Below are 23781 nucleotides of genomic sequence, written 5' to 3' on the forward strand. Positions count from 1 at the left end.
GGCATGACTTCGGGCAACGGTTCGACGTATGAAGCCGAATCAACGACAACGTTGACCGGAGCAGCGGTAGCGAATTCATTTTCAGGCTATACGGGAACGGGTTATGTTCATTTTCAAAATGCGAGCGGCTCGGCTGTTCTGTGGAATACGATCCTGATTGGCAGCACAGGCACCAAAAACGTAAAGATTCGTTATTCGCTTCCGTCAGGGACGAGTAATCTGGATGTATATGTGAACGGTACATTAGAACTTAGCAATGTTCCTTTTGAAGCCACGGGCAGCGGGGATACGTGGAAGGAAAAATCGATTCAGGTTCCGATGGTCAATGGAACGAGTACCTTAAAGCTGGTGTCCACGGGAACAGGAGGACCGAACATCGACAATATCAATGTGACGGCTTATGTTCAGGACACACAGGCCAAACGGCTCAAATACGACAAGTATGATGCCTACGCACAGTATTTGAATGAGTTCGATACGTTTATGAAAAATAACGGCGTGAACCTGTATGCCATTTCCGTCCAGAACGAGCCGGATTACGCCCATGACTGGACCTGGTGGTCTCCGGAGGAGATGCTGCGATTCATGAAAGAAAATGCAGGCTCGATCAACAACAGGGTCATTGCGCCGGAGTCCTTCTCCTATGTGAAACAAATGTCGGATCCGATTTTAAATGATCCACAAGCGCTCGCCAATCTCGATATTCTCGGAGCACATACGTATGGCACACAATACAGTGATTTTCCATATCCATTGTACGAGCAAAAGGGTGCAGGCAAGGAGCTATGGATGACCGAAGTCTACTATCCAAACAGCGAAACCGACTCGGCAGATCGCTGGCCGGAGGCGTTGGGTGTTGCGGAGCACATGTATAACGCCATGGTTGAAGGGAACTTCCAGGCTTATGTATGGTGGTATATTCGCAGACATTATGGTCCGATCAAGGAAGACGGAACCATTAGCAAACGCGGCTACAGTATGGCTCATTACTCCAAATTCATCCGTCCTGGAGACGTCAGGGTAGATGCAACCAAAAATCCGGCGAACGGCGTGTATGTCTCGGCGTACAAGGGAGACAACAACAAGATCGTCATTGTCGCTATTAACAAAAATACATCGGACGTGAATCAGCGGTTCAAGGTGAAAAATGTAAAGGGATCCGCCGTATCCTCCTGGATCACGGATAGCACGCGCAATCTGGCGGCAGGCTCCTCACTCCAGATATCCGGCAATGGATTTACGGCAAACCTTCCAGCCCAGAGCGTAACGACATTTGTCATTCAGCCTTAATAATCATATGGAGTGAATGTACTTGAACAAGCTGCCTACAGGCAGCTTGTTTGGCTTTTATGGTATAGCGGAGTACTCAGGGCTTCACGATACGATATGTTATTCTGCACATTTGTCTTACATTATGTTGTCTAACAAGACTCTAATTTATATAATATTTATTGATATGATGCAAGTAGAGCTGAAAGAGGGAGATGATTACAATACAATTCAATCGCGTATCCAGCAACAAACTGTACATTCAGATTTATGATCAGATTCTTTCCGAGATACAATCCGGTACGTTTCAAATCGGAGACAAGCTTCCAACGGAACGTGAATTGTGTGCGCAATTTGGAGTAAGCCGTGCTCCTATAAGACAAGCACTGAGTGCATTGGAGATGAAAGGGTACATTTATTCCAGACAAGGTGAAGGTGTCTACGTCAAAAGCATTGTCGCACAGGATGAGTCGCTTACCGACGAATCGTTAATAAACTCGGTGTCTCCAGAGGACATTGTCGAAGCGAGAATGAGCATTGAACCGCTCATTGCCAGAATGGCGGCTCAAAGGGCTACCAAAGAAGAAATCCTTCTTCTTCGAGAAACGATCAAACAGATGGAGTCCGAAACTTCGAAAGGACACTATGTGCCTGAAACCGATGAACGATTGCATATGGAAATTGCTCGAGCTTCGCACAATGATCTATATATTCAGTTTATGACTGTGATTACCCAAGCAATGAAACAGCAGGAAATGTGGAGATTTATTCGGGATCGGACAGTAACCCGTCCGGACTATAGAGACACTAATTTTAAAGAGCACCAGGAAATCATTAATGCTATTGAGCAAAAAGAAGAGGATACCGCTGCCAGGCTGATGACGGAGCATATGCAAAATCTTTATGATCGTTATTGGAAAGATTAACAAAAATCCCTATGCATAAGGTAAAGGCATAGGGATTTTTGTTATGTTTATTCTTTAAAAATTTTATAATCAGTTATTGACAATTAAAAATGAACTTGTTATATTCTAGACAAGTTAACTTAGGATACAAGTTTACAAGATTACAAATCAATTGGAGGTGAAGCAAATTAACTATTGGAAACTCTGCAATGGAAGATATGGTATCCATTTTCGAACCAAATTGTAAGCGTTTAAATCAAAAATGGATTCGTATTAATTAATGGGAGGATTTTCTTATGGATCTACTTCAGCTTGAGAAATCTACAGTTCGTAAAGTAACGATGCGATTGATCCCTTTTTTGTTTTTATGTTTCGCAATTTCGATTCTGGACCGGGTAAACATCGGCTTTGCTGCCTTGCGAATGAATGAAGAACTCGGTTTTTCCGAGGCGGTGTACGGTTTCGGTGCAGGAATTTTCTTTCTGGGGTACTTCTTGTTGGAGGTTCCAGGCAGCGCGATGATGTCCAAGATTGGTGCAAGGCGCTGGATCAGCCGGATCATGATTACATGGGGGATCATGGCGGTCGTCATGGCGTTCATTCAGACCCCGATCCAGTTTTATATCGTTCGCTTCTTGCTCGGCGTTGCCGAAGCCAGCTTTTATCCGTGTATGGTTCATTATCTTAGTGGATTCTATCAATCCAAACACCACGCGAAAGCCATCGCCGGTTTCATGATCGCCATTCCGGCCGCAAACGCAATCGGTTCCCCGTTATCGACGTTTCTTTTGCAGATTGAATGGTTTGGACTTTCCGGTTGGCAGTGGCTATTTATTTTGGAAGCGGTTCCGGCAGTGATTCTGGGCATCATTTGTTATTACTACCTGACGGATCGCATTGAAGACGCCAAGTGGCTGACCGGTGATGAGAAAACTTGGCTGCTGGATGTGACCCGCAAAGAGGCGCTGGAGAAGCAAAAAGTGAAAAAACCAACGTTTCTTGAAGTGTTGCGGGACAAAGATGTTCTTGTTTTGGCGATCGGCTACTTCTTCTGGATGTTCGGATATTACGGCATTAATATGTTCCTGCCAACCATTTCAAGAGGACTAACCGAAACGACCGGATGGAGTCTGCAAAGCATCGGCTGGTTGCTAGGCTGCATGTATCTTTGTGCCATGGTTGTCATGTATTTGGTGGGAAAAAGCTCGGACAAAAAGAATGAGCGAAAGTTTCACGTTGCCGGCTGCCTGACGATAAGTGCCATTGCAATGATAGCCAGCTTGTACGTGTCGGAATTCAGCCTAGTCGGTTCGTTTGCACTTCTAACGGTTAGCCTTTGCGGAGCATTCGGCGCATACTCTCCGTTCTGGGCAATCCCGCCATCTTTCCTAACGGGAGCAGCCGCTGGCGGAGCGATTGCTTTGATCAACAGTATTGGAAACCTTGGCGGGTTTTTCGGGCCATACTTCGTTGGATTTGTGAATGACATGACAGGCAGTCATAATCTCGGTTTGACTGTGCTGGGGATCAGCATGATTGTAAGCGCTGCAATTATCATCTTCTTGGTGAAGCAAACGGGCAAAAGCCATAAAATCCATTCAGGAACATCGTTGGATCGTGCAAGCTCGAGTAAGGTCGGCTAATGTTTTTAAAAAATGAGTATAAGAAAGGATCTAAATACTCGTTTTTTTTACAATAACTTAGGATACAAGTAGACAACATGACAAATCGGTATATAATCATAAAATGAGGTGAGCACAATGACAAAATTTAAGGTCGACGAGCTTAAACAAAAAGCAATCGAACTGAGACAAACTGCACTTACGATGATTTACGAGGCTCAATCCGGGCATCCGGGCGGATCGTTGTCTGCTGCGGATATCGTAACCGCGCTGTATTTCAACGAAATGAATATTGACCCACTGAATCCGAAATGGGAGGACCGTGATCGTTTTGTATTATCGAAAGGGCATGTGTGTCCAATCCAGTATGCTGCCTTGCTTCATCGAGGGTTCGTTCCCTTCGAAAACGTGCATACGCTTCGTAAGTATGGATCGCCGTTCCAGGGACATCCCGATATGAAAAAATGTCCAGGAATTGATATTTCGACAGGTTCTTTAGGTCAAGGCCTCTCCTGCGCGGTAGGCATGGCGATCGCGGGCAAAAGGGACGGCAAATCATACCGGGTGTTCGCGATGCTCGGCGACGGGGAGTGTCAGGAAGGGCAGATCTGGGAAGCGGCGCAAACGGCGAACAAATATCAGTTGGATAACCTGATCGTTTTTGTGGACGACAACAATCTTCAAATCGACGGAACTTGCGACGAGATTATGCCGAACTTGGACCTGGAGCAAAAATTTAAAGCATTTGGTTTCGATACGAGAAGAATCGACGGACATGACATGGGACTGATCGTAGATACGTTGGACGAAATAAGGGATCTCAAGCATGGGAAACCGATTTGCATCGTCTGCAACACGGTCAAAGGAAGAGGCGTTTCGTTCATGGAGGACGTATGCGGCTGGCATGGCGCCGCCCCGAAGGAAGCCGAGTATAAGCAAGCCATGGAAGAACTTGCGGGAGGGCTAAAATGATGAGTACACCAAAAAGTGAAGCAACCGTTAAGAAAATTGCGACTCGTGACGCATTTGGACATGAAATTTTGGAACTTGGCAAACAAAACAAAAATATTTACGTTGTGGACATCGACATCGGCAAATCGTGCAAAACGACGGAGTTTGCCAACCAACTTCCGAATCAGCATATTAACGTTGGGATTGCCGAGCAAAATGCGGCAGGCCTTGCAGCCGGGCTGGCGACCACCGGAAAAATTCCTTTTATTAGTACGTATGCGGTGTTTGGTTCGCTGCGCATGGCGGAACAGATTCGACAAGAGGTATGCTATCCACACTTGAATGTAAAAATCGCCTGCTCCCATGGCGGTTTGACCCCAGCCAACGACGGAGGAAGCCATCAAGCGATTGAGGACATGGGCGTCCTTCGCACCATACCGAACATGACGGTTATTATGGGCGCGGACTATGCTTCCACCCGCAAGTTGGTTGCTAAGGCCGCGGAACACTATGGACCGGTTTACCTCCGTTTTACGCGTGATACCATTCCGGTCATCTACGGCGAGGACGATGAATTCGAGATCGGAAAAGCAAAAAGACTGAAAGACGGAAATGATATCGCCATCATTGCAAACGGCGATACGGTCCATTTGGCTTTGGAAGCATCGGAAATTCTCGAACAATCCGGCGTGTCCGTAAAATTGCTTGACATGCATACAATTAAACCGCTTGATCGCGAAGCCGTGGTGGACTGCTTGCGTACCGGACGGATTATTACGGTGGAAGACCACAACATTCTAAACGGGCTAGGCAGCGCCGTGAGCGAAGTGGTCGCCGAGGAAGGAGGCGCCATCGTCCGCAGAATCGGTGTACAGGATAAGTTTGGGGAGTCTGCTCCTTATGAGAAGCTTCTTGAAATGAACGGGATTACGGTGGAGAACATTGTGCACACGGCGCAATCCCTGGTGAAAAACAACCGTTAAGCGACCCATGCCGGATCCATCGAACCCAGCGGGTTTGAATCATAAAATTAAAAGGAGTGTTAGTCTCATGTTTGAATTGAATAACAGAGTAGCAATCGTCACAGGAAGCGGTTCAAAACGGGGAATCGGTCGCACGATCGCTTTGACATTGGCCAAGCAAGGCGCGAAGCTGGTCATCGCGGATATCAATCAAGAAGGAATTCAGGAGACGGTGGACGCAATCCGTGCCCAAGGCGGGGAAGCCATCGGCATCGAACTGAATGTAACCAGCGAGGAATCAAACCGGGCCATGGTGGAGCAAGTAATCCGGCATTTCGGTAGAATTGACATTCTAGTGAACAATGCGGGAATTTCCCAAAAAACAACCGTTGAAGAAATGACGCTGGAAGACATCACACGCGTATTCAACGTAAACATGTTCGGCTTGTTCCTGTGCACCCAGGCGGTGCTGGGGCAGATGAAAAAACAGGGATATGGCCGGATCATCAGCTTGTCGTCCGTATCCGCGAAACGTGGCGGCGGCGTCTTCGGTGGGGCCCATTACTCGGCTTCGAAGGCAGCGGTGCTTGGATTCTCTAAAAACCTCGCCCGCGAGGTGGCTGCGAACGGCATTACGGTGAACTGCATCGCACCAGGGCTTGTGAATACCGACATTTGGAAATCGCTTGATGAGGATACGGCGAAAGAAGTCATCGCAAGCATTCCAATGGGACGTCCGGGAGAAACCGAAGAAATTGCGTCGGCCATCGCTTTCCTGGCCTCAAGTCAGGCGTCCTATATTACAGGAGAGGAAATCGATATTAACGGTGGCTCGCATATGGATTGAAAGACTGGCTTATGATATACAAGGTTTTAAGATGGTTTAAGGAAGTTTAACGCAGGGGAAACAATAGCACAGTAAAAGCAAAAAAGCAGCCGATCAATGTGGTCGGCTGCTTTTGTCCAAGGAACTGGCAGGAACGTTGAGCACCCACGCAGAATAACTTGAATTGAGCCTATGCTCCAAACAGCTCCACTATATCTTTTCCAGGAGGCGGGTATGCTTCAAAAACTAGGATATGATCGTGAAGTTCCATTGCAATTTAACCAGAAACGAGTCTGTGGTTTGTGGCTGACCATCATCGGAACCGTCATCATTGTATCAACGTTATTTGGAGGAGAATACTATTTAAATCCTTTCATTTTTATGACCGGATACTTTATTGGTTTCTATATTTCATTTTTAAATTCGAGTGTCCATCGAAGATTATCTCAGGGGCCAAGCGCATCTTTTCAGGATCGGGTGGGGAATATTGGGGTGATCGCTCTTTTTGTTCTCATATTTTTGATCGCAGGTCCGTTTTTTCCAAGCCTGGATTGGCGGATGATCTGGCTCGGGGCACTTCTTGCAACGGGGATTCATTTCTTTATATTTTATTACGTTCACGGAAAGTCCATGATTATCCTTGGAATGGTTTGTACAGTAATTGCTATAGTTGGGATGCTGCTTCAGCCCGTACCCTTCCTTTATTTCGGAATTCTTGATGGAGCTACCAAACTAGGAGTTGGACTATATCTATTGTTTTATTCCAAGCCTTCGGTTAGTGTGGAGCACAAATCCCTGGGAGCATAATTAACTACTAACGATAAAGTGAGTTCATTAAGGAGTGCTTTGCTCCAAAATTACAAGAGCTTCGCTCTCTAGGTCCCTTTCATTCGAAAGAACGGAGGTCAGCATTGCTGAGTACTATTATCTGAATATTAAAGAACCATGCTTAGTAAATGCGAATGTCCTAATGTTGAGGGGCAAGAACATCTTCCCATTGAAGTCGCTATTTAGCGGCTTTTTTATGTTATCGGTACAAGTTCGTCTCCGGAGCAAAGGACAAAAACTTGTACCGATTTCCACAGTTGATGCCTCTTCTGATTAAATCAAAAGAGAGGCGAGGTGCAGAAAGTAAATCTATAAGAAAGGGAATATTTAATTTGTATTTTATAAAAAGAAGAAAAAGATTGACCAGTAAGCGTTTTCATAATAACATAAAATAAATTACTTAATCGATTAGGTAATTATGTTCATTTATTTAAGCGGAAATACACTTCTGTATAACTTATATGTTGGTTTTAATTAACTTGTTGTCTTGACGCAAGTTAATTGAAATAAAAAAAACTAGGAGGTTCTAACGAATGGTTAAGTTGCAAAAGTGCACAATCTTTACAGTAATTGCTTCCCTCATGTTTGTAATATTGGGAAGTGCAGCGCCCAAAGCATCTGCAGCCAGTGGTTTTTATGTAAGTGACGGCAAGTTGTACGACTCTACAGGCAAGGCGTTCTACATGCGCGGGATTAACCATGGGCATTCTTGGTTTAAGGATGATCTGAACACGGCCATTCCTGCCATTGCAAAAACAGGTGCGAATACGGTGCGTATTGTTTTATCCAACGGAACACAGTATACAAAAGACGATCTTAATTCTGTTAAAAACATTATCAATGTTGTAAACGCTAACAAAATGATAGCTGTTCTTGAAGTGCATGATGCAACAGGCAAGGATGACTATAATTCGTTAGACGCTGCAGTAAACTACTGGATCAGTATCAAGGAAGCTCTGATTGGCAAGGAAGACCGGGTTATCGTTAATATCGCAAATGAGTGGTATGGCACTTGGAACGGAAGTTCTTGGGCTGACGGTTATAAAAAAGCAATTCCTAAACTGAGAAATGCCGGGATTAAAAATACACTTATTGTTGATGCAGCAGGCTGGGGACAATATCCGCAATCCATTGTAGACTACGGCCAAAGCGTGTTTGCTGCGGACTCACAGAAGAATACGGTGTTTTCTATTCACATGTACGAATATGCAGGTAAAGATGCAGCAACGGTCAAATCCAATATGGAAAGCGTGCTGAACAAAGGTTTGGCATTGATTATAGGAGAGTTTGGTGGCTACCACACTAACGGCGATGTCGATGAATATGCCATCATGAAGTATGGTTATGAAAAAGGGGTGGGATGGCTCGCCTGGTCTTGGTATGGAAACGGTTCAGGTCTACAATATCTGGACATGGCTACTGGTCCTAACGGAAGTTTAACCAGTTTTGGTAACACTGTAGTGAATGATACGTATGGCATCAAGAATACCTCTGAAAAAGCAGGGATCTTTTAAGAAACCAGTCTCCAACCTATATAGATCATATGCAGCAAGGCCATGACGTTACTTTATACGTCATGCCTTGCTTTTAACGGTTTCTTTTGCAGATATTAAAAACGAAATTCTTTGAATTCACTTCCCATATACCGTTCCAGATACTCATTCATCTTTTCTATATATTTTGCAGGCCGTGTCCGGAATGGGGAAACTCAATGTAATCATGGGGAACGTTGTTTTTCTCCAATGCGTTAATCAAATATTTAACTGTTCCAAAAGGAGCTACCTTATCGTATTTTCCATAGGCAGCCAGCGTTGGTACAGCATTTTCATCAATCCACATATACGGTGAAATATCTTTGATGGCTTCATCATAGCTTGCCGTTCCTATCATATCTGTGGTAATAGGGTTACCAGACATAATGCTGAATAAGCCTGCCTCTGGATTCTGATCCAAACCGTAGGTAGTCCAGTATCCGTATAAACACGACCTACGGAATCATTCCAATTCACCTGCATTTCTCCTGACAGTGGGCTATAAGTCATTTTGATAATTGCAGAAGCCACAAATGCAACAATGAAAGCACCTACATAAATAAATCCCCACAATACTTTTTTCCTGCTTTTTCTTTATTTTTCATAGGAAGTTACCACCGAAAAGTGCACCGCCGAGCATAAGATTCAAAAATGCCCGCATCGCAAGCCAGCCCAAAATGGCAGCTACGATCATCACTACAATCAGAATGACGATGCGTTTTTGTATAAGTGTCATTTGCTTAATCTCCGTTCCATTTTGTTCGTGCCAGGCAGTTGATAAAGCATCCATTTTTCAAGCTTCATGCAACAGACGTATCTTTTATGGTGTTACAAATGTATCATTGACAGGTAAGCCGCGTTTTTTTTACAGGAATTATGAAGAAAAAGGAAGATGTTCTCAAGGAATATCTCTATAAACTGGTAGGCGATTGGTATGCGGAATCTCAAGAGAGCGGCAGTACTTCTGTAGATGAAACTATCTGTACCAATTACCGATAGAATATGTATATAAACAATGTCTGCTTGAAATCTCAGTCAAGCTAACGGGTAGGATAACGGAAATGTTTGGAGAATAGATTAGGGGACGAACAAGCGAAAATAATATATTGGGATATGCCGGCAATATAGGTAAGTTCAATTTGCAATGGTGTATGAGCGGAGGTTAGATTTATGCAAAGTAGATTAGAACAAGACATTATTTCAACGGCAGAAAGCTTCAAAAACAATTTCTCGGATAAAGGGAACTTTGATTTTAGCGTACTCAGTCTACGTGAAGTAGACGTTATTCTTGACGAATTATGTGAGTATGAATTGGATCATGATACGTTGGATTCTGTTTCTTCGATGGTTGGAAGTTACATTTTCGAAGTGGCAAGAAGGAATTACGGTGGAAAGTATTATTGGATACAAGAAAGAGAGCAGCCCGTTTTAGTTACAGGTGAGCCTGAATTTTCAATTTCAATATTTGCATTCGATAAAGTTAGAGGCAGAATTCAGAATGGAAAAGAAGATGACATCCCTTATTACTTTGATGGTTATATCAAGGCCGTTGAAAAAGGGAAGCAAACAGGATACTGTGCAACTATTGTTTGAATTCTGGAAGATGAAGCTATATAAACCGCAAATAACATATACACCTTCACAATTTTGGATGAATTTGATTTGAGCATACCTGTTACGAATGTTGCTTTGGTTTGCGGACCACATTGTGATATAGGTGGAAAAGATGTCAATGCGGCTTATGAGATAGCAGCTACACTTTCATATTATCGTAAATAATACCCTACCAAGTCGCTAAGTTAGCGACTTTTTTAATTGAAACGCTTGGTAAGCATGCATCCGATATTTTTCACCCCTGCATCCGTGGATCGTCACCTTACGATATGATAGCGTTATCATTTACAATAAATGTATTCAAAATGCCGAGGGGGATTAAGGAATGTTAAAAAGATGGCTTTCGGGATGTATGGCTATTGCCTTATTTTCAATGATACTCGCCGCCTGCAGTGGCAGTGATCAGTCGGAAGGAACGGACAGCAACAATAAAGTTACGGTTACGCTCTGGCATAATTGGACCGGACAGGATGCAAAAGCGGTAGCGATGCGCAAGATCATTGAGGATTTCCGCGTGGCCCATCCAGAAATTGAAGTGGTCGATGAGGGCCTGCCTACAGATGGTCTCAGAACAAGGCTCCGCACGGTGGCCGCTGCCAATGAAATGCCGGACTTGTTTGTCATGTGGCCTGATGCAATGACGAAAGAATTTGTAAAAGGCGATCTGCTGCAGCCGATTAATGCGGAGCTGGACGCGAAGCCAGAGTGGAGGGACAATTTTATCCCGAACGCACTGGATGGTTACACGGTTGACGGGAAGATCTACTCCGTGCCGATGAATCTGGCGCCAAGCTCATTCATTTATTACAACGAGGCACTATTTAAAAAGTATAACGTCAAAGTTCCTGAGACTTGGGCCGAGCTGGAGCAAGCTATTGCAACATTTAACGAGAACAAGGTAATTCCGATGGCGCTTGGGAACAAGGCTAACTGGGTTGCACAATCCACGATCTTCAGTACACTCGCTGACCGGATTACAGGCACGGATTGGTTTCTGAAGGCAGTCGCCCAGGATGGAGCGAGTTTTACGGATCCGCAATTTATCGAAGCGCTAAATAAGATGCAGGAGCTTGGCAACAACAAAGCTTTCCAGGATGGTTTTAACAGTATAGACGAGACACAGATGATGCAGCTGTACTTTCAGGGGAAAGCAGCCATGGTCATGAATGGTGGATGGGCTTTGGCAAATCTGGTGAACAACGCTCCTGCAGAGGTATTGGACAATACGCATATTACTATTCTTCCACCCGTGGACGGTGGCCAAGGGGAGGCAAGAACAACCTCTGGCGTGGTAGGTACCGGCCTGGGTGTAAGCAAGAAGCTGAGCGGTGCCCAAAAAGAAGCCGCCATGGAGCTGTTCTACGCACTGGCTGGTCCGGACGGTCAGAAGGCTACGCTGGACAGCAGCACGCTCGTCAGCTACAACATTGATCTGGATAAATCCAAGGCACATCCTTTGTTCGTGGAACTGTATGATTTAATGCAGGAAGTGAAGATTAACCCGGTCTACGATTCCAAGCTGGGGTCTGCAACGGTAGAAGTTATTAATAACGGACTGCAGGAACTGTTGATGGGCGGCAAAGCCGAAGAGATCGCGGCCAAAATTCAGGCTGCACAAGCCAATGCTATTGGCAACTAAGAAGTCTGATCCGAGTATTGGTGAGACGCAAAACGATGCAAGTACTGCACAATAATGATTGTTGAGCAGCCATCGCCCCCTTCCCCTCAGGGGAGGGGGTTTACGTCTGAATCTCTCATTTCAAAGGTGAAATGTACTACACTCGCAGTGGCCTGGTGTGAATGTTTTTGCAGTCGGTAGAAAGCGATTAACGAAGGGAAGTGAATAAATGAACGCATTAAGCAATCGGCGTTTTATCCTGCTGGGGCTTGCTCCGGCAATGATCATATATGCGTTGTTCGTATTTGTCCCCGTTGTTTGGTCAGCCTATTATGGTTTCTTTAACTGGTCCGGAATCGGGGAGTCCAGCTACATCGGTCTGGACAACTACGTGGAGATCTGGCATGATCCCATATTCTGGCGGGCGCTGAAAAACAACGTGATTTTTGTCCTGGCGTCCGTTTTTGGACAGATTCCGTTAGCGCTGATGCTGGCAGTATTGCTGCATAAAAGCAATCCGCTGCAGCGCTTCCTGCGTTCTGCCGTATTTCTGCCCATGGTGTTATCTACCGTCGTGATCGGCATGATCTGGCAGTATATCTATCATCCACAGATTGGGATTTTGAACTTTCTGTTGGACGCCTTGGGGCTGGAAAGCTGGAAACTGCAATGGCTCTCTGATGATAAGATGGCTATCTTTTCTCTTGTACCGCCGCTGCTCTGGAGCTTTGTTGGTTTGTACCTGATTATTTTCATCTCTGCGCTGCAAAACATTCCCGGTGAGATTCATGACGCGGCCAAGATGGACGGAGCATCAGGAATCCGCAAGGTGGTGTCCATTTCTCTGCCCATGATTTGGGGAACCGTACAGGTCGCGATCATCTTGTGCATTTCGGGCAGTCTGAAATCCTTCGATCTGGTGTACATCATGACCAAGGGGGGGCCGGCACATGCTACAGAGCTGCTCGCTACCTATATGTATAATTCAACCTTTACGACATACCGCTACGGTTTCGGCAGTGCCATCTCAACAACCATCGTGCTGATCTCCTTGCTGCTAATCGGAACAAGCCAGTGGGTGACCAGTCGCAAACGGAAAGAGAACTGAGGGAGAGGAGTGAATTCAATGAGTACAACACCTGTAACGATGCCATCCTCAGGAAGAGCTTCAGGTCATCCGGTTCGTCGTCTGCGGAGTGGAATCATTTGGACGCTGCTAACGGTGTATGGTATTTTAACATTGTATCCGTTTTACTGGCTCGTCATTAGTGCGTTTAAAACGAATGAAGATTTCTACAGCAGACCTTTTGGGCTGCCGGCCCAATGGAACGCGGCCAATTTCAGCCATGCGTGGGAAAGCTCGAAACTGGGAACGGCATTTGGCAACTCCTTGATTGTATCGTTGGGATCGCTGGTATTGACGCTGTTTATTGCTGCGCTTGCTTCTTTCATATTGGCGCGGTTCCAGTTCCGTTGGAAGGGACTGGTCATGACTTTTTTCGTTGTGGGTATGCTGATTCCCATTCATAGTACGCTGGTTCCTTTGTTTATTCTAATGAAGCAGATGTCCTTGTTGAATACATATTGGGCGTTGATTCTGCCTTATACGGCGTTTGCATTGCCTACAGCCATCTTTGTGCTCACAGCTTACCTCACAAGTGTGCCGCGTGACATCGAAGAAGCTGCTTTTATGGATGGAACAGGGCTGTGGGGACTGTTTGCCCGGATTATGCTGCCCATGTCGGTGCCTGCCTTGTCCACGGTTACGATTTTGAGCTTTTTGCATGCTTGGAATGATTTTTCGTTTGCACTCGTGTTCATCAACAAAACCGGTTTGAAAACGCTGCCGCTGGCGATTGCGAACTTCGCAGATGGATATCAGACGGACTATGGATTAACGCTGGCCGCCATGACTTTATCGGTGATTCCGACCATTATTTTATATCTTGTTTTTCAGGAACAGGTTATGAAGGGCATGACGGCTGGTGCGGTCAAAGGATAAACGAAATCGCATCCAGAGGAGGAAATGGCATTGGGACGCTGGCTTACTTCTTCGCTCCAGAGAAAACTCTCGGTGGTCGTAACAGCTTCCATGATTGTGCCGCTGCTGGCGCTAGGTCTGTTCGCGTTTTTGATTTCGTCCCGCATTACCGAACAGAAAACGAAGCTATCCGGCATGGATACATTAAAACAAGTGGAAGCCAACCTCCGCTATATGCTGCAGGACGCCGAGAATCTATCGATTTTTCTGATCGGGGAGCGGGATATTCAGCAGTACTTGAGTCGAAATGAAGATCACGAGCTGGACCGCGTGGACATTGTCGGCAGAATGACCAATCTGGCAGCTTCCAAAAAGTATATCGCGAACATTGCGATTTATCCGGATCGGTTCAATGCCTCCTTGACGACGGCAACCTGGTATGAGCCGGGGATTGCCTATCCGCCAATACCAAGTGGAGATGGAGACAAAACATGGACCAGCGTGTATCCGGTTCACAACTATGCAGGGATACAAAATGTGATCACGCTGGTACGTCCCATCCGCAGCATTCATGACTATCGTCATCTTGGGTGGCTCGCAATCAGTCTGGATGAAAAGGCTATATCCAAAGACTGGGCTACGCTGGGACTTGGCAGAGGCGAAGGCCGCTTGGAGCTGATCGGGCGTTCGGGAGAAATACTGGCTTCCATGGATAAATCCCGACTTGGGCAATCTCTGGAGCAGGTTGAACCAGATGTGCAAACAACGATGTGGCAGCAGGGGAGCGGCACGACAACGTATGGCAGCGGAGAACATAAACGCACGCTCCTCTATTACCCGCAACCGTTGACGGGATGGACGTTGACCGGAACGGTGCCCTACGATCAATACAAGTCGGAAAACGGTTATATTCTGATTCTTACGGCGCTCGCTGTGGTTGCTTCCGCTGTCATTTGCGCAGGACTTGTCTGGTTTACCGTCCGCCGAGTGACGAGGCCTCTGCGTGTGCTCACCAGACACTTGTCCCGTATTGACCCGCATCGTCCACTTCCTTTGTTCGGAACCGAAACCGATGATGAAATTGGCAGACTCGGAGAGAGCTATAATCTGCTTGGGGCGCATATCGAGAGTTTGAAGAATGAAGTTATACGTGGTGAAGCCCGCAAAAAGGAAGCAGATCTCAGGGCGCTTCAGGCACAAATCAATCCTCATTTTCTGTACAACACCCTTTCGTCCATTCACTGGATTGCCTTAATGTCGAAAGAGACTCGAATTGCAGAGATGGTAGAAGGTCTGAGTGATTTCCTGCGGATCAGTTTGAACAACGGTAAAGAATACTGTCCTGTAGGACAGGAAATTGCGCACATCCAGCATTATGTACGTGTGCAGTCCATCCGTTTTCCCGATAAATTTGCAGTCCAGTATATCGTGGATCCCGCATTGGAGCAAAGGATGATGCTGAAGCTGCTGCTCCAGCCGCTCGTCGAGAACGCGATGATCCATGGTATTCAGCCCAAGGTTGGCACGGGAACAATTACCGTCATGATTCGGCAGGATCAAGGGAGGGAACGAATGAACGTACTCGTGCTGGACGATGGCGTTGGCATGGATCAAGAGAAGCTGGACCAGCTGAGGGAAAATCAGCCGGATGAGAAACCGTTCGTTGGCGGATACGGGATTCACAATGTGAATGAGCGACTGCTGCTTCATTACGGGCCTGACGCTCAATTAGAAATGGACAGCAGGATCGGCGGGGGAACTCGGATCTCATTTTCCATACCCTTTTTGGAGGAAAGACCATGAGACTACTAATTGTCGATGATGAAGTAATTATTCGGACCGGACTTGCCAGCGTAATTGCGTGGCACGAGTTAGGGATAGAACTTCTCACACCGGCAGCCTCAGCGGAAGAAGCGATAACGCGGTTGGCAGGAGAACGCCCTCACATTCTGATGACCGATATCCGGATGTCGGGTAAGACGGGGCTTGAACTGGCCGACGAAGGGCTGCGATTGCTGCCGGAGTTGGAGGTTATTATTTTGTCCGGATATGATGACTTCCCTTATGCCCAGCAAGCGATCCGCCAGGGAGTGAAGGACTACCTGCTCAAAACGAGCAAACCGGAAGAAATCATTCAAACGGTTCTTCAAGCCAAACAAAGAATTATGGATCGTTGGGCTGAAAAATCCGAAGAAGGACGACTAATACGGGAGAACAGGCAGCACTTGTTTGAACGATGGGTTATTGATGGTGACGTGGATTCGGGTTCTTGCCCTGCATTCCTGAAGAGGGGAGCCGTCGAATTCGCCGATGATTCTCTGAATGAGGGGCATGGCTATCAACAGGTATTCATTGTTCAGGCCAAAGGATGGAGTCATTCTTCGGCTGCGCTGTTGAGGTTTGCAGTACATAACATGCTGGAGGATATGCTGCCTGGCGCAATCGTACATATTCATAAGAAACAGGTTATTGGCGTTATACAGTCAGCGAACAGGCAGCAGGAACTGCAGAACATATTGGGAGCGGTGTTCAATCACATGGAACCATTGCTGAAATGTCAACTGCGTGCATCTATAGGACATCCGGTTTCTAGTGAGGAACGCCTCCACGAAAGTTACATGACCGCATCCACGGCATTTCAGTTTCTGGGGTTGTTGGAGGATAAAATATGGGGCATTGAACATGTACGTCATCGCAAAGGCGGGAAAACACTGCTTTCGCATGAAGAAGAAACTGCTCTGGGGACACTTCTGCTCGATAATGATCCTGTCATGCTGACCGCATGGACACGAGAGCTTGTAAGCGAGCTTATCATGGATCCGGAAGTGACGCCGGAATCGTTCAATGCCTGTTTGCATTCTGCGGTCATCGCCGGACAGCGCTGGCTTGTTCGTACCATGCATGCATTAGGAAGAGAAGAACCTGCGCGATATGAACCTTGGCAGCCGGAACCGGATGCAGATGCCGCGGACCTCCGGGATTTGCTGTTTCAGCATTTATACGGTCTGATGCAAACCTATTATTGCGAAATGGGCCAAGGACAGGCGTCACATGTGCAAAAGGCCATTGCCTACATTGAATCCGGATTTGCACAGGAGATCAGTCTGCAGCAGGTGGCCGGTCAGGTCCATTTGCATCCGGGACATCTTAGCGAATTGTTTAAGAAAGAAACAGGCCTCACGTTTGGGGATTTTGTGACGAATATGCGTATCCGGCGGGCGATGGAGATGTTGGCAGTCTCTCCTGCAAAAGTCAGTGAAGTGGCTGCGATCATTGGATATGAAGATGTGAAATACTTTAGCAGGCTGTTCAAAAAACATACCGGCAAAACCCCGAGCGAATTTCGAGAGGAGTCATGCACATTCAAGGCTTTGGGGAAATCATAGACAACGATTAACGCCCACATTGAATATCATACAGCTGACTAGGTATAACTGCATTGATAACAAGGGGGAAGTTAAACAGGCAAGACAATAAAGAGCCATGCACATTTGCACGGCTCTTTATTGTAATATTAGAGTAGCAGCAAACCGTTACAAAACAGGCTCATTTTGCTTTTTGAAATAATGCTCAATGACCAATTCGAGCACAGGCTCAGGCTCAGCACGCTGTAACCGGGCCTGTTCATCAAATTCCATGCGATAAGGCTGTTGTACGCTGGCCGGAATCCAATAGGGCAGAGGTTTGCCGGTGGAATCCGGACCATTCGGGTTACCTGTCGCGATGAAATGGGATAGATAGTTACACATCTGGCGCGACAGATCATAATGTTTACCAGTGAAAGGCCGCCAGCATTTGGCGAGTGTTTCGAAGAAAAACCACAGATCGACAGAATGGAAGGTGCCTGGCTGATCCCAGCCTGGAATCTCCGCGTCGAAGTTATAATAATAGAGCGGTGTCTCGGACGGGTGCCCGCTGTTCGATCGAATCGCCAGCTGGATGGCATGTTCGATCATGCGGACTGAAGCCATCTGCAGGGCATGTTCCAAGTCGCCGGTGTCGACTTCGCAGCGCTGCAAAAAGGCCGGGGCATCCTCGCCAAAAATTTCGCCAGCCATCTGTTTCAGTTCGTCCAGGCTGCCTACCGCAGGCCGGGTCCAGAACTCGGAAGACGTGTGCCCGAGCATCACCGGAACGGGTTCGCGTTGATGCTGAATGAAGCGGGTGAATGGATCGCCTGCACAGAACTGTTCATCGATAACGGTTCCCCAGAAGCCTTTGTATTCCAATGTTTTGTCACGCAGGTATTCGGCATCCAGCTGCCTTGCTTCAGCCAGCGAGGATACTCCCAGGAAGCGGAAAAATGCAACACCTTCCTGCTCGGCATCACGCAGTGTGCCGCGAACTGCGGGTACACGTACATTCGGGTACAGCTCGGTCGCCATGCCGCTCATAATGACAGCCCGATGGAATAACCCTTTATTTTGCGGGGAGGTCATCTGGCTGAGTACACTGCCGCCTCCCGCCGACTGTCCGCCAATCGTGATCTGATCCGGATCCCCGCCAAAGGCGGCAATGTTGCGTTTCACCCACTGCGTGCCTGCCTGTTGATCCAGATGTCCGAAGTTGGCCGGAGCTTCCGGGGATTCGGCACTGATTTCGGGATGGCACAGGAAGCCAAACGCATTAAGCCTGTAGTTGACGGTAACCACAACAATGCCTCTGCGGGCAATACGTTCACCGTCAAACTCCATTTCGGCGGTGTGACCAACTTGAAGTCCTCCGCCAAAATACCAGACAAACACAGGCAGCTTCTCATCGGTCCGTTTGGCGGGTGTCCAGACGTTCAGATACAGGCAGTCCTCATTCATCGGCAGGTCCGGATCAACAGCCCATTCCCGGGTGTATATGTTGTTATCGTCGATGACCGTTGGGGCTTGCATGGAGATCGGCGCAAAATCAAAAGCTTGCAGCACCCCATCCCAGTCGGGCGCAGGCTGCGGAGCGCGCCACCGATTCTCACCTACCGGAGGGGCTGCGAACGGGATGCCTTTAAAGCTGGTTATACGCGGATCTGCGGCGGACAGCCCCTGAATTTGACCATTTTCTACTGTAACCGTTCTAAGCAACACAACATTCTCCTCTCTGGATTGAATATCCATTACGTATGTCGTCTCAAGAATCGTGGGTGCGCTTACATCTATGCTGGGCAAAAGCTCTCTATATCCATGATAAGCAACTTGAAGCTTTGTTTCCAGTCGTGAAAATAAAGGTGACAGTAATATTTAATAATGACTACATATGAACAAGGGAGAGGATCAGGTTGGGCTCATTGTGGAGAGACAGAAGCAGGGCCAGTCATGTTTACTTTATCAGCGGCGGACATAAGCCGTGTAACACCCATCAATGGGGACCGGGGGTGCGTGACGTTTATGCGCTGCATTATATTATTCGGGGGCAAGGAACACTGGAGACAGGGGGCCGACGTTTTCGACTGAGCGCCGGGGAGAGTTTTATGATTTTTCCGCAAAAGGAAATCTATTATTACCCAGACCCGGACGATCCGTGGGAGTACGTGTGGGTCGAGTTCAGCGGGCAGGACGCCTCACAGATATTGGAATTGACCCAACTTTCGATATCGCAGCCTGTTGCATCAGCTGCGCCAGAGACGCTGGAGCCTTGGTTTCATCTGGCCTGGAATGCGGGTGCATCGGCAAGTGAAGTGCTGCGGGCCGATGCACGCTTGCACCTGCTGCTGTCCTATTACATGGAATACTTTCCAAGCGAGCGGCAGGACGAACCCCAAGATTACGTATGGCTGGCGAGAAGATATATTGAGCAAAATTACTGGAAGCCGTCCTTGACTGTTGCCGAGATTGTGCAGGCCGTAAATCTGGAGCGCAGTTACCTGTTTCGGCGATTTAAAGAAGCTACAGGCGAATCGGTATCGGCGTACATCATGTCATGCCGCATCCGGCGCGCCTGCGAGCTGTTGAAAACATCCGGCTTAACCGTTCAATCCGTGGCCTATTCGGTCGGTTATAATGACCCGCTTTATTTTTCCAAAGTATTCAAGAAAGCAACATCATATACGCCCTCAGCATACATGATGCTGCATCAGAAAGACACCTGTCGATAATAGAACAAGGCGCAAAATACCGAAGCACATACCACAAAGTGCATCAATAGCACAGAATAATGGTCAGCCGTATTTACGTTAACGAAAGAGAGCACAGTTCCCCGATTCCCGGAAATAACGAATCAGCTTCTCGATCGGTTCCCGTCCACAGTTCAGCTTCACGCCGAGACAATCAATGCAGAGAAATTGCTGGGCTGCGCGCGAGACCAGTTTGATATAGATGCCGACATCGTCCGAGGAGAGGGGAACGGAACAGGAGGTGCATAGGCGGCTTTGAGCCATTTACTTCACCAATTTGGCCCGGACGACGAGACAATCATGGGCCCCGACAACGGGTGCATAACGCTCGCGGAATATACCCAGCTCCTTGTGCTCCCAGCAATCGTAGAGTGACAGGGCATAACCGGCGGCGTAAGGCAGCCCCATATCCCAGAATTGAAGGGACAGCTCGCGCTGACTGTCGCTCAGGTTAAAGAAGCCGATGGCGAGATCTCCGTCTGTCAGCACCTTCACCAGCATGAATACATCGTCTGTGTGGAACCACTGCGGCTCGGGTTTGATGCGATAAGCTCCGCGTGCCTCCGCGTCCTGGTTGATGGCAAGCAGGTCCGGATTCAACAATATATCCTTGGTGGCCTGATTGGCTTTGCGTACATCGCATCCAATCATGAGCGGCGAACCCATCATGGACCAGAGCGAGAAGTGGGTTTTGTATTCAATATCGTTACAGCCGCCAATCGTTCCGATAAAGTCGTTGTTGCTTCCTCCGTACATGCCAACGATGAGCATGTCCATGTCATTATGGCAGAAGGAGCCGGTGTAGCTTTGTTTGCCGAGCTGAGAAAGAGCCAGCTCCTTGACCGATTCCCAGTTGTCGCGAATGTCGCCGGTGGAGCGATACATATGAGCCCCTGATTCACGAATCCAGTCATATACGTTGTCCTCACCCCAGTTGCAGGCAGAGAACTGGATATCCCGTCCGCAGTTTTTGAGCGCAAGGCTCATACGCTTGTACAACAGTTCGCCAGAGATATGACGCGGCTTGAAACAGTAGTCATATTTTAAGTAATCCACACCCCACTCGGCAAACAGCGCTGCATCCTGAAATTCATGCTCGAAGCTGCCTGGATAACCCGCACAAGTATGTGTACCGACACAGGAATACATGCCGAACTTCAGTCCTTTATCATGGATATAATCTGCAAGCGCCTTCATTCCACTCGGGAATTTCTCGGGATCAGCGACCAAGCTGCCGTCAGCATCCCGCTCCTTCAAGCTCCAACAATCGTCGATGACGATGTATTCGTAACCTGCTGCCAGGTAACCCTCCGACACAAATACGTCAGCGACGTCCCGGATTAATTGCTCATTGATATCCCATGTGAAGGTATTCCATGAATTCCAGCCCAGCGCAGGGGCGAATCCCGTTAACGAACGGTTGCTCATTATCTCGCTTCCTTTCTAATCCTGTTTTCAAAATAGCTACAATGAACTTAAACGATAAAAGCGTATTCAGCCATAGCTTGACGTTGCTTGAACATGGACAGATGTTGTCTAAGAAGGAGCAGCCTTTCTTAATTTTTAATAACGCTTTCTTAAGAATGTGGACTTACTTCAGCTGCATCCTCCGGGATAGACTAGAATTAAAAGGAGGAGCGCATATGGAGATAAATACACAATTCCCAACCCTTTCCGCTTCTAAAGCAGGAAGGCGTACTTCTTTATGGAAGCGTTTCAAAAAACAAAAGGTGCTGCATCTTTTTGTCGGACTCGGCATGATATTCCTGCTGATATTCTCCTACACGCCGATGTTTGGTATCCTGATGGCTTTTAAGGATTACAGAATTTCGGACGGGATCAAAGGGATTTTCACAAGCGAGTGGGTCGGTTTCAAATACTTCAATGAATTTATTCATGATTATCAGTTTGGGAATATTGTTCGAAATACGCTGGTATTAAGCTTCTTGAAGGTCATTTTTGCTTTTCCGGCGCCGATCCTTTTTGCAATCATGCTGAACGAAGTGAAAAACATGGGCTTCAAACGTTTCGTTCAGACGATCAGTTACCTGCCTCATTTTATTTCATGGGTTGTGGTGGTGGGTGTCTCTTACGCTTTCCTGTCAGCAGATGTAGGCATGGTCAACAGAGCTTTGATGGAATCCGGCCTAATCGACAAGCCGTTAAATATTTTAACGAGTCCCAACTACTTCTGGGGATTTGCCGTGGGCAGTGCCATCTGGAAGGAGATGGGCTGGTGGACCATCATTTTCCTGGCGGCCATTACCGGGATCAACCCGTCGCTTTATGAGGCTGCCGAGATAGATGGGGCGGGGAGGCTGGCAAGGATCCGCCACATCACCTTACCGGGAATGAAAGGGACAATTGTTGTTGTCCTCGTTCTGACGATCGGAAGCATACTTGGCGGTGGGCTGGTCGGTTCCAATTTTGAGCAGGCCTATTTGTTCGGGAACAGCATCAACAACCCCACCTCGGAGATCGTTCAAACCTATGCTTTTAAAGTCGGCTTAAGTGACGGACGTTTCTCTTATGCGGCGGCTATTGATTTCATTCAGTCCGTGATCTCCGTAATCCTGATATTTAGCAGCAATTACATCGCCAAACGGGTGTCGGGTTCAGGTTTATTCTAGAAAGGGGGCGCAGGCATGCTAAAGACTCAGAAGCAAAAAGATATACTCTTTGACAGTTTCATTTATGCTGCCTTATTTATCATCATGCTTACCATGTTATATCCGTTCTATTATGTTCTGATTGCCTCTTTCAACAAAGGCACCGACACGCTGCTGGGAGGCGTTTACCTTTGGCCGAGAAGCGTCACATTGGAGAACTATAAAATGTTCCTCGGAGATACGAAGTGGCTAAGCGCTTTCCTGGTAACGGTCGCACGGACCGTATTGGGAACCCTGCTTGGTCTCCTGTTGACAAGCCTGGTCGCTTACGCGCTTTCGCACCGGGGCCTTATGTTCAGCAAAACGTATTTTACCATCATCATTTTTGCCATGTACTTTTCCGGCGGCCTGATTCCCTATTACGTCGTTCTTCGTTCGATCGGCTTGCTGAATTCGTTTGCCGTTTATATTGTTCCTTCTATGCTTAACACCTTTTTTCTGCTGATTGCCATTTCCTTTTTTCGCGAAATACCGAGCGAACTCAAAGAGTCCGCTCACATGGACGGGGCAGGTGAACTTGTCATCTTTTTCAAGATCATTTTGCCGGTTTCAACGCCGCTGTTGGCTACGATGGCCCTGTTTATGGGTGTGGGACAATGGAACTCCTGGCTGGATTCCGCTTATTTCGTACAGTCAGACAGCCTTCGCACACTTACTTTTCGCATGATGGAAGTCATCAACCAGAGCAATGCGCCGATGGATTCACTCGCTGTCGCCAATCGTCCCGCTTCGGGGGTCACAAGCTTTTCGCTGCAGGTCACCTCGATGGTCGTTTCCATTGTGCCGATTATTTGCGTGTATCCTTTCCTGCAGAAGTATTTTGTGCATGGCATCATGCTCGGTTCCGTCAAAGGCTGATTCCGAAAACGAGTATTGAACCCTCTTGGCTTATGGTATTTTAAAGAGA

Annotated in this window: 21 protein-coding genes and 2 pseudogenes; 18 read left to right on the top strand and 5 right to left on the bottom strand. The window is 47.2% G+C overall.

All coding sequences use genetic code 11. The features are described from left to right. Window positions 1–3: 3 nt before the first annotated feature. The 9 genes and pseudogenes from L6H98_RS02680 to L6H98_RS02720 form a co-directional block, all read left to right on the top strand. Window positions 4–384: pseudogene (locus L6H98_RS02680) on the top strand (carbohydrate-binding protein); the annotation flags it as partial. Window positions 385–408: 24 nt separating this feature from the next. Further along, window positions 409–1290, top strand: a pseudogene (locus L6H98_RS02685) (glycoside hydrolase family 30 beta sandwich domain-containing protein); the annotation flags it as partial. A 194-nt stretch (window positions 1291–1484) separates the two neighbouring features. After that, the gene (locus tag L6H98_RS02690; protein ID WP_236412658.1) at window positions 1485–2195 is read left to right on the top strand and encodes a FadR/GntR family transcriptional regulator; all 711 of its coding nucleotides are present in this window, start codon (window positions 1485–1487) and stop codon (window positions 2193–2195) included. A gap of 275 nt (window positions 2196–2470) precedes the next feature. Beyond that, window positions 2471–3817: an MFS transporter gene (locus L6H98_RS02695; RefSeq protein WP_236412660.1), complete on the top strand. Its 1347-nt coding sequence runs from the start codon at window positions 2471–2473 to the stop codon at window positions 3815–3817. Window positions 3818–3934: 117 nt separating this feature from the next. Continuing rightward, window positions 3935–4768, top strand: a complete 834-nt coding sequence (locus L6H98_RS02700; RefSeq protein ID WP_236412662.1) for a transketolase — start codon at window positions 3935–3937, stop codon at window positions 4766–4768. Continuing rightward, complete coding sequence (locus L6H98_RS02705; RefSeq protein ID WP_236412960.1) at window positions 4768–5730, top strand: transketolase C-terminal domain-containing protein; 963 nt, start codon at window positions 4768–4770, stop codon at window positions 5728–5730. The genes L6H98_RS02700 and L6H98_RS02705 overlap by 1 nt, the downstream gene beginning before the upstream one ends. Window positions 5731–5797: 67 nt before the next feature. Next, window positions 5798–6556 (top strand): SDR family NAD(P)-dependent oxidoreductase, encoded by a 759-nt coding sequence (locus tag L6H98_RS02710; RefSeq protein WP_236412664.1) that lies wholly within the window; start codon window positions 5798–5800, stop codon window positions 6554–6556. A 213-nt stretch (window positions 6557–6769) separates the two neighbouring features. Next, window positions 6770–7342: a DUF6609 family protein gene (locus L6H98_RS02715; protein WP_236412666.1), complete on the top strand. Its 573-nt coding sequence runs from the start codon at window positions 6770–6772 to the stop codon at window positions 7340–7342. A 554-nt stretch (window positions 7343–7896) separates the two neighbouring features. Further along, window positions 7897–8877 (top strand): glycoside hydrolase family 5 protein, encoded by a 981-nt coding sequence (locus tag L6H98_RS02720; RefSeq protein WP_236412667.1) that lies wholly within the window; start codon window positions 7897–7899, stop codon window positions 8875–8877. 157 nt (window positions 8878–9034) lie between these two features. Here L6H98_RS02720 and L6H98_RS02725 read toward each other — a convergent pair whose 3' ends face one another. Both L6H98_RS02725 and L6H98_RS31235 read right to left on the bottom strand, forming a co-directional pair. Continuing rightward, window positions 9035–9316, bottom strand: coding sequence for a prolyl oligopeptidase family serine peptidase (locus L6H98_RS02725; RefSeq protein ID WP_236412670.1), 282 nt, complete (start codon window positions 9314–9316; stop codon window positions 9035–9037). Window positions 9317–9496: 180 nt separating this feature from the next. Next, complete coding sequence (locus tag L6H98_RS31235) at window positions 9497–9631, bottom strand: hypothetical protein (RefSeq protein WP_290371408.1); 135 nt, start codon at window positions 9629–9631, stop codon at window positions 9497–9499. 434 nt (window positions 9632–10065) lie between these two features. On the opposite strand from L6H98_RS31235, the gene L6H98_RS02730 reads away from it, so the two are divergent. The 6 genes from L6H98_RS02730 (at window position 10066) to L6H98_RS02755 (ending at window position 17494) form a co-directional block, all read left to right on the top strand. After that, window positions 10066–10488, top strand: a complete 423-nt coding sequence (locus L6H98_RS02730; protein ID WP_236412672.1) for a hypothetical protein — start codon at window positions 10066–10068, stop codon at window positions 10486–10488. A gap of 346 nt (window positions 10489–10834) precedes the next feature. Next, window positions 10835–12148 carry an extracellular solute-binding protein gene (locus tag L6H98_RS02735; protein WP_236412674.1) on the top strand — a complete coding sequence of 438 codons (1314 nt, stop codon included), beginning with the start codon at window positions 10835–10837 and terminating at the stop codon, window positions 12146–12148. A gap of 208 nt (window positions 12149–12356) precedes the next feature. Beyond that, window positions 12357–13235 carry a sugar ABC transporter permease gene (locus L6H98_RS02740; protein ID WP_236412675.1) on the top strand — a complete coding sequence of 293 codons (879 nt, stop codon included), beginning with the start codon at window positions 12357–12359 and terminating at the stop codon, window positions 13233–13235. A 39-nt stretch (window positions 13236–13274) separates the two neighbouring features. Beyond that, complete coding sequence (locus L6H98_RS02745; RefSeq protein ID WP_236412962.1) at window positions 13275–14129, top strand: carbohydrate ABC transporter permease; 855 nt, start codon at window positions 13275–13277, stop codon at window positions 14127–14129. Between the two features lie 24 nt (window positions 14130–14153). Next, a complete protein-coding gene (locus L6H98_RS02750; protein ID WP_236412677.1) occupies window positions 14154–15911 on the top strand; it encodes a sensor histidine kinase in 1758 nt (585 codons plus the stop codon). Then, a complete protein-coding gene (locus L6H98_RS02755) occupies window positions 15908–17494 on the top strand; it encodes a helix-turn-helix domain-containing protein (protein WP_236412679.1) in 1587 nt (528 codons plus the stop codon). The genes L6H98_RS02750 and L6H98_RS02755 overlap by 4 nt, the downstream gene beginning before the upstream one ends. Window positions 17495–17641: 147 nt before the next feature. On the opposite strand, the gene L6H98_RS02760 is transcribed toward L6H98_RS02755, so the two are convergent. Further along, on the bottom strand, window positions 17642–19177 hold the full coding sequence (locus tag L6H98_RS02760; protein WP_236412681.1) for a carboxylesterase family protein: 1536 nt from the start codon (window positions 19175–19177) through the stop codon (window positions 17642–17644). 203 nt (window positions 19178–19380) lie between these two features. On the opposite strand from L6H98_RS02760, the gene L6H98_RS02765 reads away from it, so the two are divergent. Beyond that, window positions 19381–20187 (top strand): AraC family transcriptional regulator, encoded by an 807-nt coding sequence (locus L6H98_RS02765; protein WP_290371412.1) that lies wholly within the window; start codon window positions 19381–19383, stop codon window positions 20185–20187. A gap of 78 nt (window positions 20188–20265) precedes the next feature. Here the strand turns inward: L6H98_RS02765 and L6H98_RS02770 are convergent, their stop codons facing one another. Both L6H98_RS02770 and L6H98_RS02775 read right to left on the bottom strand, forming a co-directional pair. Continuing rightward, entirely contained in the window at window positions 20266–20469 is a 204-nt protein-coding gene (locus L6H98_RS02770; RefSeq protein WP_236412685.1) for a hypothetical protein, read from the bottom strand. Beyond that, on the bottom strand, window positions 20470–21633 hold the full coding sequence (locus tag L6H98_RS02775; RefSeq protein WP_236412688.1) for a glycoside hydrolase family 27 protein: 1164 nt from the start codon (window positions 21631–21633) through the stop codon (window positions 20470–20472). A gap of 215 nt (window positions 21634–21848) precedes the next feature. Between L6H98_RS02775 and L6H98_RS02780 the strand changes: the two genes are divergently transcribed. Both L6H98_RS02780 and L6H98_RS02785 read left to right on the top strand, forming a co-directional pair. Then, window positions 21849–22835: an ABC transporter permease subunit gene (locus tag L6H98_RS02780; protein WP_236412964.1), complete on the top strand. Its 987-nt coding sequence runs from the start codon at window positions 21849–21851 to the stop codon at window positions 22833–22835. A gap of 15 nt (window positions 22836–22850) precedes the next feature. After that, window positions 22851–23732 carry a carbohydrate ABC transporter permease gene (locus L6H98_RS02785; RefSeq protein WP_236412690.1) on the top strand — a complete coding sequence of 294 codons (882 nt, stop codon included), beginning with the start codon at window positions 22851–22853 and terminating at the stop codon, window positions 23730–23732. Window positions 23733–23781: the final 49 nt, after the last annotated feature.

It is taken from the genome of Paenibacillus sp. JJ-223 (assembly GCF_927798175.1).
Lineage (GTDB): Bacteria > Bacillota > Bacilli > Paenibacillales > Paenibacillaceae > Paenibacillus > Paenibacillus hubeiensis.